Origin of the sequence: Paenibacillus sp. FSL H3-0329 (assembly GCF_037963285.1) — a bacterium.
In the GTDB taxonomy this organism is placed as follows: Bacteria; Bacillota; Bacilli; order Paenibacillales; family Paenibacillaceae; genus Paenibacillus_AQ; species Paenibacillus_AQ odorifer.
This window is the reverse complement of the sequence record NZ_CP150150.1, coordinates 4,388,541-4,400,753: the sequence shown is the minus strand read 5'-3', so window position 1 is coordinate 4,400,753 and position 12,213 is coordinate 4,388,541. Positions and strand designations below refer to the sequence as shown.

9 protein-coding genes are annotated in these 12,213 nt (G+C 42.5%); 6 read left to right on the top strand and 3 right to left on the bottom strand.

Annotated elements, in window-relative coordinates:
• The first annotated feature begins 511 nt into the window (after nucleotides 1–511).
• The 4 genes from NSQ66_RS19455 to NSQ66_RS19440 are packed head-to-tail and all read left to right on the top strand — an operon-like array spanning nucleotide 512 to nucleotide 5,578.
• On the top strand, nucleotides 512–1,135 hold the full coding sequence (locus NSQ66_RS19455) for a TetR/AcrR family transcriptional regulator (RefSeq protein WP_076100184.1): 624 nt from the start codon (nucleotides 512–514) through the stop codon (nucleotides 1,133–1,135).
• 42 nt (nucleotides 1,136–1,177) lie between these two features.
• Nucleotides 1,178–2,425: an MFS transporter gene (locus tag NSQ66_RS19450; RefSeq protein WP_178420335.1), complete on the top strand. Its 1,248-nt coding sequence runs from the start codon at nucleotides 1,178–1,180 to the stop codon at nucleotides 2,423–2,425.
• A gap of 34 nt (nucleotides 2,426–2,459) precedes the next feature.
• Nucleotides 2,460–4,799 (top strand): FtsX-like permease family protein, encoded by a 2,340-nt coding sequence (locus tag NSQ66_RS19445; protein WP_339279354.1) that lies wholly within the window; start codon nucleotides 2,460–2,462, stop codon nucleotides 4,797–4,799.
• 14 nt (nucleotides 4,800–4,813) lie between these two features.
• Nucleotides 4,814–5,578 (top strand): ABC transporter ATP-binding protein, encoded by a 765-nt coding sequence (locus NSQ66_RS19440; RefSeq protein WP_339279352.1) that lies wholly within the window; start codon nucleotides 4,814–4,816, stop codon nucleotides 5,576–5,578.
• Nucleotides 5,579–5,815: 237 nt separating this feature from the next.
• Here NSQ66_RS19440 and NSQ66_RS19435 read toward each other — a convergent pair whose 3' ends face one another.
• Nucleotides 5,816–7,678: a rhamnogalacturonan lyase gene (locus NSQ66_RS19435; RefSeq protein WP_162164293.1), complete on the bottom strand. Its 1,863-nt coding sequence runs from the start codon at nucleotides 7,676–7,678 to the stop codon at nucleotides 5,816–5,818.
• Between the two features lie 165 nt (nucleotides 7,679–7,843).
• Here NSQ66_RS19435 and NSQ66_RS19430 point away from each other — a divergent pair, with 165 nt between their 5' ends.
• The gene (locus NSQ66_RS19430; RefSeq protein WP_339279350.1) at nucleotides 7,844–8,884 is read left to right on the top strand and encodes a phosphotransferase; all 1,041 of its coding nucleotides are present in this window, start codon (nucleotides 7,844–7,846) and stop codon (nucleotides 8,882–8,884) included.
• Between the two features lie 139 nt (nucleotides 8,885–9,023).
• Nucleotides 9,024–9,776, top strand: coding sequence for a hypothetical protein (locus tag NSQ66_RS19425; protein ID WP_339279348.1), 753 nt, complete (start codon nucleotides 9,024–9,026; stop codon nucleotides 9,774–9,776).
• Nucleotides 9,777–9,799: 23 nt separating this feature from the next.
• Here the strand turns inward: NSQ66_RS19425 and NSQ66_RS19420 are convergent, their stop codons facing one another.
• Together NSQ66_RS19420 and NSQ66_RS19415 are read right to left on the bottom strand one after the other, a co-directional pair.
• Nucleotides 9,800–11,065 carry an MFS transporter gene (locus tag NSQ66_RS19420; RefSeq protein WP_339279347.1) on the bottom strand — a complete coding sequence of 422 codons (1,266 nt, stop codon included), beginning with the start codon at nucleotides 11,063–11,065 and terminating at the stop codon, nucleotides 9,800–9,802.
• 48 nt (nucleotides 11,066–11,113) lie between these two features.
• A complete protein-coding gene (locus tag NSQ66_RS19415) occupies nucleotides 11,114–12,025 on the bottom strand; it encodes a LacI family DNA-binding transcriptional regulator (protein ID WP_339279345.1) in 912 nt (303 codons plus the stop codon).
• Nucleotides 12,026–12,213 lie beyond the last annotated feature (188 nt).

Genomic DNA, 12,213 nt, shown 5'->3' with positions numbered 1-12,213 from the left:
AATAGTGGCTATGCGGTCCGTTAGGATTCCAAATGGGGGATAATGCAGCATATAAGGTCAGCTGTGTCCGATAGGCTATGTCGTAAGTGTAAATGTGATATAAGCAAACGAAGTTTAGTGTTACAACACGAGCAAAGGTTTCGCTCAACGGATCAGATCAAAGAGCAAGCTAAAAGTAAAACGCAGCAGTAAGACCAAACAGTAAAACCAAACAGTAAAACCAAACAGTAAAACCAAACAGTAAAATCCAACAATAAACAATAAGACCCAACAGTAAAACCTAACAGTAAAATCCAACAGTAAACAATTAGACTAAACAGAAAATAGTAAGACTAAAACCCAACAGTAAAACTCAAAAGTGAATCACAAAAAAAGAGGGAGTTCCAGCTGCTATAACATAGCTTTTGGAATTCTCTCTTTTTGTGATGCCGGATTAATCTTGACAGGATCTGATATTTGTATATAATTGGAATAGACCGACGGTCGGTCGGTAGAATGGAGGACGTTTCAGATGAGAATTTCCAAAGAAGCGGAAGAACGTAGAAATGAAATATTGGATACAGCAGAAATGCTGTTTTTTACGAAAGGGTATACCAAAACGACAGTGAATGATGTCTTGCAGGCTATAGGTATTGCGAAGGGAACCTTTTACTATTATTTTAAATCGAAGGAAGAGGTCATGGATGCTGTAGTGCTGCGATTTATTGATGTTGGTGTAGCAACCGCTAAGCAAATTGCTGCAGATCCTAAGCTGACCGTTCATGAAAAGCTGCTGCAAATCATTATGGCGCAAAAGCCGGATACGGACAGAAAAAGCCAAATGATTGAGCAGTTCCATCAGGCTGATGATGCACAGCTGCACCAGAAAAGCTTGGTGGAAACCATTTTGCGGCTAACTCCTGTTTTGACGGAGGTCATTGAGCAGGGCATAGAGGAGGGACTGTTTCACAATCCGTATCCCCGGGAGACGATGGAATTTCTATTGATCACCTCTCAATTTCTTTTTGATGAAGGTATATTCAAGTGGCAGCCTGAGGAAATCATCCAGAAGATAAGAGCTTTTATCTATACGATGGAAATTACGCTGGGGGCGGAGAAGGGCAGCTTCGACTATGTGTTTCAAATGTTTGAGTAGGGGAGAGGGAATATTCTGAACAACAAATCCTTCGGAAATTTTATGATCATTTGGATGGGGGAGTGGATATCCAGTATTGGCAGCGGGTTGACGGCTTTCACCTTAGGGGTTTATGTGTTCCAGATGACGCAGACTGCCTCTAGCGTGGCACTTTTAACCTTATGTGCTTTTCTCCCTTCCATTGTGCTCAGTCCTTTTGGCGGCGTGTTAGCGGATCGGTTTGATCGTCGATTGATGATGATAGCAGGGGATTTGTTATCTGCTTTTGGACTAGTATATGTTCTCATCATCATGCTGCTGGGTGAACCTCATTTATGGCAGATTTGTCTAGGCGTGACGTTTAGTTCGATTTTTGTATCCTTGCTTGAACCTGCCTACAAGGCTACCATTACAGATTTATTAACAGAGAAGCAATTTGCCAAGGCCAGTGGTTTAGTTCAGCTTGCTGCGTCCTCAAAATATCTTCTTTCCCCTATCCTTGCCGGGATTTTGCTTAGCTTTATGGATATAACAACTATCCTGCTTATAGATATCTCAACCTTTCTAGTTACAGTTCTTGCAGTGATGGCTGTTCGCAGGAATCTACAGACTGAACACAGAGTCCCAATGAATCAGTCGTTTGTAAAAGATTTGAAGGAGGGCTGGGATGCTCTTATTTACACGAAAGGTGTACTGCAGCTTACGATCATTTTGTCTGTCATTACTTTTTATGTGGGTTTTCTCCAAACCTTATATACGCCTATGCTTCTACCCTTTACGGATACGAAAACTCTAGGCACGGTATTGTCTGTAAGTGCTATAGGGATGTTGCTCGGCAGTCTGATTATTGGAGTTTTTAGCATCGATCGTAAATATATTAAAGTATTAGCGCTCGGCCTAGGATTCGCCGGTTTGTTTTTTTCTTTGGTGGGTCTGACCACGAATGTTGCTTTTATTACAGCTGCTGGCTTTTTATTTTTTGCAACGTTGCCTTTTGTTAATACCAGTGCTGACGTTATGATTCGCAACCATATCCCAAATGACACACAGGGGCGGGCATGGGGGATCATTGGCATTTTATCACAACTCGGTTATGTGGCTGCGTATGCTTTTGCTGGCATATTGGCTGATCAAGTGTTTAATCCTCTTTTGCGAGAGGGAGGTCTGCTTACTTCATCAGTAGGTAAGGTGATAGGCACAGGGGAAGGACGGGGAATCGGCTTATTATTTATCATCTCTGGTTTGCTCATCATTATTATGGCATTTGTGATCCCCCGAATGAAATCAATCCGTAACCTTGAACGTGGATAATTGAATTCTGTATTAGAGAGGAGAAGGCCCGTCAATGCTGCTACGAATTGTAAAAAGAGACCTTCAACGCAATAAAATCATTACCTTCGGATTATTTGTGTTTATCATGTTATCGGCTTTGCTTGTTGCTTCTGCGTCGCAAGTGATTATGGAATTGTCGGGGTCCTTGAATCAGCTATTGATTAAATCCAAAGCCCCTCATTTCGTGCAGATGCACGCAGGACAAATCGACAGCTCAGCAATCGAGAGCTTTACAGCTACTAATCCACTGGTGAAAGATCAACAAACCGTAGAGATGCTTAACTTGGATGGATCTAACGTTTATCTAGGCAGTAACCAAGGCTCGGAAGCAAACAGCGTGATGGATATCGGCTTTGTAGAGCAGAATCCTTCGTTTGATTTGCTGCTGAATTTAGAGAACAAGGTGATTGAGGTATCGGCAGGAGAAATCGCTGTCCCCATTTATTATATGAAGCAAAAGAATTTGAAAATCGGCGACGTAGTTAGCATTCTAGGTGAACAGTTCGATAAAAAGTTTGTGATTACTGATTTTGTAAGGGATGTCCAAATGAATCCAGCCATGGTCAGCTCCAAACGATTTGTCGTAAATACTGCTGACTTCATAGCGCTGAGACAGAATCTGGGTGAACCTGAATACCTGATTGAATTTCAGCTTACGGATCTATCCAAGCTCAATGATTTCCGCAATGAGTATCAATCCTCAAATCTGCCCAATAAAGGCCCCTCTATTGACTATCCTTTATTTAAAACGCTGAATGCACTGACGGATGGGATTATCGCAGTTGTTATTATTTTGGTAAGTGTTCTGCTGATGCTGATTGCTATTTTATGTCTCAGATTTACGATGATCGCTACCTTGGAAGAGGATTACAGAGAGATAGGTGTCATGAAAGCGATTGGGATCACGCAGCAAGATATTCGCAGCATTTATTTAGCAAAATATATCGTGATGGCAGCCGTCGCCTCTGTATGTGGATATTTACTATCTTTAGGTGTGGTGCGTTTGTTTACAGCCAATATTACTTTGTATTTGGGCGTTGCTCCTGCCAGTATACTTCAATATTTTGTTCCTGTCCTGGCGGTAGGTTTGATCTTTGGAGTTGTTGTATTCTTTTGCCGGATGATTCTTAGACGCTTTAATCGCATCACGGTTGTAGAAGCTTTACGGTCAGGTACGAGGGGTGAAGCAAGGATTAACACAAGCAGATTTTCACTTAGTAAGCGTAAATTTGTTAACGTGAATGCTTTTCTCGGGGTAAAAGATGTTTACGGGCGCTTCACCATGTACGGATTATTGTTCTTCGTATTTGTGATCAGTTTGTTTATCGTTCTAGTGCCAGTGAATATATTGAATACCCTTCAGTCTCCCCGGTTTGTTTCTTATATGGGCGTCGGTCAGAGCGATATTCGTATAGATTTGCAGCAATCGAACCAAATAGAGAAGCGTTTTAATGAGATGATAACCAAGCTTGAAAATGACCCGGACATCTCTAAATTATCTCCACTGATTACTTCTAGATTTAAGGTATTAGGTAGTGATGGTGTATGGGAATCGCTAAATGTTGAAACCGGTGACTTTACTATTTTTCCGCTCTCGTATGTTAATGGAGGAACTCCTAGCAGTGCAAGTGAGATCGCTCTTTCTGACCTGAACGCCAAGGAACTGAATAAAAAGGTGGGGGATACCGTTCTTTTAGAGGTTGCTGGGGTGGCAAAAAAATTGACTGTTAGCGGGATCTATCAGGATATAACTAATGGTGGCCGAACCGCAAAATCGCAATTGCCATATGATCCGAAGACGGTTCTCTGGTATGTAGTAGCTTTGGATGTGAACCCGGGAATTTCCGTCCAGGCAAAAATGGATCAGTACACCAATTTATTTTATCCAGCAAAAATCACTCATCTGCAAAGCTATTTAGCTCAGACATTAGGAAATACAATTCGCCAATTGAAGCTAGTTACAGGCTTATCCATCGTTATCGCATTTTCGATTTCGGTATTGATTACCTCTTTATTTTTGAAAATGCTGCTTGCCAAGGATTCTTCGCAAACCGCTATTTTGAGAAGTGTTGGCTTTACGTTAGGAGATATTCGTAGGCAGTATCTGGTAAGGATGCTGATAATATCAGGGCTGGGCGTCATTCTTGGTACTTTTGCGGCTAACACTCTCGGGCAAAAAATTGCTCAAATGCTAGGCTCTTTTATGGGTGCTTCTAAGATACAGTTTGTAATCAATCCGGCGGTAGCCTATCTTATTCTTCCGCTACTTTTCATGCTGATTGTAGCGCTCACCACCGTAACAAGCACGATCTCAATGAGAAAATCCAGTATAGCCAAACTAATTGTCGAATGATAGGAGGTGACAGAATGTTCATATTAGAGACGAAGGGGTTAAAAAAAAGTTATTCAACAGGGCAAGGAACTCCGCAGTCGATATTAAAGGATGTTCAGCTTCAGGTGTCACAGGGGGAATTCATAGCTGTCATGGGACCTTCTGGTTCAGGAAAATCAACATTGCTGTATACGATCAGCGGGATGGATAAGTTGACAGCGGGAAGTGTTGTTTTTAAAGGGCAGGAGATCAGCGGAGTTTCAGAGAACGAATTAGCCGGACTGCGCTTAAAGCATATGGGCTTTATTTTTCAGCAAATGCATCTGTTAAAAAACTTGAATATCCGCGACAATATCATCCTGTCTGCTTATCGGGCGAGAACCAGCAGCCGTAGAACTATCAATAAAAGAGCAGCCGAGTTAATGAACAAAACAGGAATTGCTACGCTGGCTGAACGTGATATTACACAGGTCTCAGGAGGACAATTGCAAAGAGCAGCAATCTGCAGAGCACTCATTAATCAGCCAGATATATTGATTGGCGATGAGCCAACCGGGGCGCTTAACTCAAAAGCAGCTAGTGAAATCATGGACATATTAGCAGATATTAATCAATCAGGAACAACGCTTATAATCGCCACACATGATGCCAAAGTCGCTGCTCAAGCTGAGCGTGTCTTATATATGCTAGATGGCAGCATTGCAGCTGAGCAACGGCTTGGAAAATATAATCGCGTAGATGGTGAATTGAAAAGGCGGGAGGAGAAGCTTGCGGCCTGGCTATTAAAGCTGGGATTCTGATTGGGGATCTAGCGCTGTACGAATGTCAAACAACGTTTTACAGTTTAATATCTGCCCAGCACTAAAACCTATTTTATATGCAATAATAACCACTCAATGCGAAGGCATTAAACAATTAAAAAAACTATTAACGCACCTCGATCATTGCTGATATAAACCGATCAAAAAAGCAATTGCCCCGGCACATCCGGATAACAGCAATTGCTTTTTTATTCACTTACTAATTCTTTAGAAAGCTTACGGCACTACGTAGATATTGGGTTTAGACACAGTGGGCATACCGTTGCCTAGGAAAAATCCTGTGTGCGGAGGTTGATTGTAAGCTGTATTCTGCCAGGCAATGCTCAACCGATATACTGGATCATGCATTAAGGTATATATTTTATTAGTGGTGATGTTCGTAGTTGTATAGATTCGTAGAGCCGAGTTATCGGACTTTCTCCAGATAGCCTCTTCGCGCCAGTCTCCAAGCAGGTCGGCCTGTAGGCTTGGCGTTGCTTTGGTACTATTGTTGGATGCTACGCTCGCTCCGGTTAATAAATTGGTAACGGAGTTACTTGCAGGGTTCCATTTATCAATCTTGACACCATCCAGCAGTTCGCGGGACAAGTCGCCATCCCACCAGATTCCAAAATTCACAGAAGGCATTGTGCTGCTTATTTTGGTGCCTGTAATGGAGTATAGGCCAACACCGTGAGCCCATACCTCTTCCCCGGGATAATTGGGATCAATATCGGCAGCCATCCCCCGGCCGGTATCTTTTCCCGTGTATACACCCCATAAGACCGTCCCGTTTGCAGCATCCCATACCGCAGCGCCATAGGGAGAACTAGTATTTTCCATGACTTTAAAAACTTCGAGACCGGGGCGGTTCGGATTTAAATCGCCTACATGCAGCGCGTCTCCATGACCCAGCCCTGTATTGTATAAGGTCGCACCGTTATTATCAATGGTTAAGGCACCATAAATGATCTCATCCTTACCATCGTTATCCACATCGGCTACACTTAAGCTATGATTACCTTGACCGGCGGTTCCAGCATTGGTGGAGCTATTGCTATCAAAGGTCCATTTACGAGTCAAAGCACTGCCATTCCAGTCAAAAGCTACAACGACTGTGCGTGTATAATAACCACGTGCCATAATGATGCTTGGATGTACTCCATCCAGATAGGCTACTCCTGCTAAAAAGCGGTCTACTCGATTGCCGTAATTGTCACCCCAACTGGATACCGTTCCTCTGGCAGGAACATAATCAATTGTGGTTAAGGCTTTCCCCGTTTGTCCGGAAAATACACTCAGATATTCAGGTCCGGTCAGGATATATCCACTGGAATTGCGATAATCTGCACTTGCGTTTCCAATGGTTACGCCAACTCCGTCAACCGTACCGTCTGCTGTTTTGCAGACTACTTCGGCTTTACCATCACCATTGAAATCATAGACTAGAAATTGAGTGTAATGTGCGCCAGCCCGAATATTTTTGCCCAGATCAATTCGCCATAGCCGAGTTCCATTAAGCTTATAGGCATCCAGATAGACGTTGCCAGTATAGCCACTTTGCGAGTTGTCTTTGGAATTGGAAGGATCCCACTTCAATACGATTTCATATTCCCCGTCACCGTCTAGGTCACCCACGCTGGCATCATTGGCACTATAGGTATAACTTACGCCATCTGGCGTAGTGCCGCCAGCCGGAATCTGAATTGGAACGTCCAAATAATTGTTGGCCCATACATTTGCTGCTGGAGAATCAGATTGCTCAATACCGCCAACGATTGCTCGAACTGTATAGCTAGACGAAGCTGTGCCGGCGTTATCCTGATAATTCGTGCTGTCCGTGATTGGGGTAACGTTTACTTTTGTGCCATTGCGGTATAAATTAAAAGAAACCGACAGTTCTTCTGTTCCGAGTAGCCGCCAGCTCACAAATACACCGCTGGATACCTTCACTGCTACTAGTCCCCGATTTAGCTTTTCCGCTTGCCGGGCAGCTGCTGCCGACACAGAGGAAAGAGAGCCAAAAGCTGCCGTCCCTAAGGTAAAGACTAAAAACCAAATGATTACAAGATACCCTGATTGATGTAACCGCTTACTCATTAACGAAGCCTCCTTTTCATTTTTGGTTCACGAGGGTTACACAGGATGTCATAGTGAACAGTACATAATATTTCATAAAGATAAAAATATGTTTTAAATTTACTTGAACCATTTTATATGAGTACGGCTTCACTCACACGGAAAGGAATACATAACATGGAAAATATGAGCTATAATTTAAAATTCGCAACACTTTGTGCCAAATATAATCTGGGTCTGTTGATGAATGAACCTGAACCGATAACAGGTGGACTCTTGCACAGAATGTATCGCCTGCAAACGGATAAAGCGCAATACGCAGTAAAGGCCTTAAATCCTCAAATTATGCAACGAGATACAGCTATGTCCAATTATATTTTTTCTGAAATGGTTGCGAATCTGGCTTATCAAAAGGGGATCCATGCTGTTCCGGCAATCGTATCTAATGGCAGTAGTATGCACGAGGTTGAGGGGCAATTTTATTTATTGTTTCCATGGGTTCAGGGGAAGGCATTACCTTTAGGTGAAATAGATTTAGATTGTTGTAAAAAGATTGGGGCAATTCTCGCGCAGTTCCACATCATCGATTTCTCACAGGGAACGGATGATCATCACTTTGAAACGCTTATAGCGTCTAATGCTGCAGTTGCCAATTGGAAAGAGCTTGCTCTCAAAGGAGAGCAGCAGCGTGCAGAATGGTCAAGCTTGCTGGCAGATCACCTGCATAAGATAGAGAATTGGGAGGCATTGATTTATTCTTCAGCGAGTCTATTGACGAATCATTATGTTATCAGCCATCGGGATTTAGACCCCAAAAATGTCTTGTGGGATGAGCAGAAAGTTCCGATAATAATCGATTGGGAAGCAGCAGGACCTATTCATCCGACAGTAGAGCTGATAGATGTAGCTTTATATTGGTCAGGTTCTGAATCGGGAGATTTAAGCAAAAAGGCATTCTCAAATTTGATTAACAGCTATCTGGAGCATGGCGGAGAGATTTATGCGGATTGGCAGGTTGTGCTCAACTATGGCTTTTTGGGAAAATTAGAATGGTTAGCTTACAATATCAGACGTTCGCTAGGACTGGAGAGCTCGGATGACGCAGAACGGGAGCTGGGTACTTGTGAGGTAATCCGTACGATTAATGCATTACAGAACTATGCAGATTTTATTCCACAATGTTTATTATGGTTGGGAGATTTAGATAACCGTCACTACCTTTGGTGAGGATCATTTAGCAGGCCAACCTGCCAGGGAGTTTTATCGGAAATTTGGATTTAGTCCTTTGCAGGAATATGTTCCCGATGGACCGGAAGGGGGTTCACGCCAAAAGTTTAAACTGACTGTAAGTTAAAAAGGAGGACTTATGAAGAAGTTTATAGTTATATCTGGCGTCTCGCTATTTTTGCTGGCGATTTCTTTTAACCCATTGTTCAACTATATACGTGAGTATATAATTTCTGATCAAATAAATCAGCGTTATGAGATAAAGCATGCTGAAAAAGAATATAACCCAATAAACGTACAAGAGATAACGGTTGCTCATAAGAATATTAAAATCAGGGAAGAAAAAACAGGCAGGAAAGCAGATATGACTCCATGGGATGAAGAGGAGAAGGCCCCGCCTGGTGATATTGTCAAAGTTCAGTTCTTATTAAATGATCAAAAAATCTCCACCCCTGATGAAATATGGCTATCCAATCGGGACAGAGGCAGCAGATATTTTTCGTGGATAGATATTCTCACAGTAAAGGACCGAAAGACTGGTGAGGAACAAGTAAGTATAGTCCAAAGACTGACCGATGATAGTCAACCCATGGAAACAAGAAAATGGAAAATCATCACGATTGCACAAAACGGAGATGTAGACGAAGAGGTTCTCAGCTATGCGCAAAGAAGCAACAATCATTTAGGTGTCAAGCTAATCGAGTTCTCCGGTACCTCCCTTATGGGTATGGGGTATTATTCAGATGTTACTAAGGCCTATCCTAGTATTTTCTTCCCACTCCTATTTCCGTTTTTAACTGGAATAGCGGGTCTCCTGTTATTGATTTTTCTGGTTGTTCTATTACTGTTTGAGCTTCATCTTAGACGCGTTATTAGAAAAAGAGGGCGATAAAGAACACAGGATACATTCTGAAATTACTTGTAGTTTCGAATTACCTTTAATTTAGTGATAGTTGATAAGGCAAACAGCAGCAGTAAGACTCCGATTGAACCCATGACAGGACCAGGGCTGAAGAGATCAGACAAGAACGAGACAGCAGTAAGACCAATGGATGGGGCTACACTCATGATAGAACCTAATACACCGAACACCCTACCCTGGATGTCTTCTGAAACTTCCAGCCTTAGGATTGTATTAATCAGCAACGTGGAGAATGAGAACATGAAGCCAATCACAAGAATGATAGGAATGGCAATCGCAGCGGAAGTGACGAATGATAACAGGAGGTACAGGGGACCGAGACATAGCAGTCCAGTCATAATAAGGAAACCTCTGTTTTTCAATTTGGAGCCAAGCAGCAAGATCAGTCCGGACCCGATCATATAACCAAGTGGAATACAGGCTTCAATAAGTCCAAACTGAAAGGGAGTGGAATCCCACACTTTGACGGCCATAACCTGGGTCAACATCAGGGAGGGGACAAAAAATAAGGTTAAGGTAGGAAGCATAATCATAACGGCGCGTGCAAAAGGGTACCTCCAAATATAGCGAATTCCATCGATCAAATCCTGTGTGAATTTCCGTTCTTTCTTGGGCACGTTATTCAATTGAGTTGGCAAAGGAAGGGAGCGGACCGCTAAAACGAGCAGAAAGGAGAGAAAGAACGTAGCTCCATCAAATAAAATAGCGTCGGCGGCTCCAAAACTCGCTACGTAAATCCCACCGGCTGAATAACCAATAGTCCGGCAGATGTTTTCAGACAAGTTCAACAATCCTACCGCTTTTTGTAGATGTTCTTTACCAACAACAGTAGTGATAGAAGCTTGGTATGCCGGGGACTGGAATAAAGCTGAAACGGTCGTAAGACCCGTCAGTATAGCGACGACAATGAACGAAGTAGAAGGCAGGGAAATGGCTAAAGCATGTGTCACTACGAGTCCGCAACTTATCAGATCTGTGATCAGCATGAGGGTTCGACGATTGACCCTATCCGCAAAAGTTCCCCCTATTGATCCAAGTAAAGAACTGAGCACTAAATTGATTATCGTGATGATGGCAATCATTTTGGCGCTGCCGGTCGTTTGCAGTACCCATAAACTTAAAGCAATACTATGAAAAGTGTTACCGAATAAGGAAATGGAGTACGAACTGAGTAGCAGCAGGAATCTCCGATTTCCCCAAAGAGAGGGATGAGCTTGAACAGCAGGGGGAACTTGTTTCACTAATACAGGATCAGGCATAAGTTATGCTCCCTTCAACTTAAACGCTTAAGTGAATAGACAAAAAAATTATTCTACAAAATAACAATTATTTTCTTGTGCGGAGTAGTCAGAATGATGCAATAATTTGTCCATGAGTTCAAATGCAGTAGCCGCTTTATCCCCTGTGAAAATGAATTTATGAACGTCATCGCCTAATATTTCCGGACAATTGCAGGTGCAAAGCACAGAGAGTTGTTCGAACCTCCCGTTTTTTTCAACGTAACTTCCAATAAACTCATTAATGACAATGGCCTCTTTATAGTCCCCCTCCTGTAAGAATGTATTTAATTCCTCCAAATTGACAACGGTGAATATCGCTTCTTCAGGTAATGGAATACTGTCCTGAATAAAGCGGGTGAGGAAAGAGTTATTGAAGCTCTCCATAATTAAACATACCTGTGAAAGGTCCTGTGGTTTTACCTTTTGCAGAGCTGTTCGATAGTTGAAAAGGACCTGCTTAAAGAGTTTATCTTCAATCATGCTGTCGATCAGAATCAAAGGAATTCCTTCTACAAAATGCTTGGAGATCGAATAAAAGGCTTCCTCGCGCACATCGATCAGAAATACAGCCTCCAGCTTTCTTTCTACGATAATATCCAAAGAAGGCTGATCAACATCAAGTGAATATAGCAGCGTATGGTAACCAGCATTTGTTAACCGTTGTTCCAAGGCATGTATAAATGAGAACTGGGCATGGAGCTTCCAGTGTGGTGTATGGGCTGAGGTGTTAACAAGCACACCTACCAATCCTGTTTTCTGATTCGCAAGTGAACGTGCCGCCAGATTGGGTATGTAGTGTAGTTCCTCGGCAAGCTGAAGAATCTGCTGGCGCGTTTTCTCAGGAATGGTTTGGTTGCCGACACGATTCAGAACATAGCTCACTGTTGCGACGGAGACATTGGCACGAAGTGCGATGTCCTTCATGGTTGTCTTTTTCACCAGTAAATAGCTCCCTTATCCTTGTGATATTTTCTAAAGATTAACATTCTGATCCCAAAGCGTCAATGGGAAGTGAGTGTGCAGTTAGATGACCCTGCTAGGTTCTAGAAATGGAAGAATTACGGTGAAATTAATCTATCGGAATCAATAGATTCCATGTTATTCTAGTTAATAAAAATAATAGAAAT

Bases quoted from the DNA above. Each gene is read 5' to 3' on its own strand.
- NSQ66_RS19455 (WP_076100184.1), top strand. From the start codon at position 512: ATGAGAATTTCCAAAGAAGCGGAAGAACGTAGAAATGAAATATTGGAT.
- NSQ66_RS19450 (WP_178420335.1), top strand. From the start codon at position 1,178: ATGATCATTTGGATGGGGGAGTGGATATCCAGTATTGGCAGCGGGTTG.
- NSQ66_RS19445 (WP_339279354.1), top strand. From the start codon at position 2,460: ATGCTGCTACGAATTGTAAAAAGAGACCTTCAACGCAATAAAATCATT.
- NSQ66_RS19440 (WP_339279352.1), top strand. From the start codon at position 4,814: ATGTTCATATTAGAGACGAAGGGGTTAAAAAAAAGTTATTCAACAGGG.
- NSQ66_RS19435 (WP_162164293.1), bottom strand. From the start codon at position 7,678: ATGAGTAAGCGGTTACATCAATCAGGGTATCTTGTAATCATTTGGTTT.
- NSQ66_RS19430 (WP_339279350.1), top strand. From the start codon at position 7,844: ATGAGCTATAATTTAAAATTCGCAACACTTTGTGCCAAATATAATCTG.
- NSQ66_RS19425 (WP_339279348.1), top strand. From the start codon at position 9,024: ATGAAGAAGTTTATAGTTATATCTGGCGTCTCGCTATTTTTGCTGGCG.
- NSQ66_RS19420 (WP_339279347.1), bottom strand. From the start codon at position 11,065: ATGCCTGATCCTGTATTAGTGAAACAAGTTCCCCCTGCTGTTCAAGCT.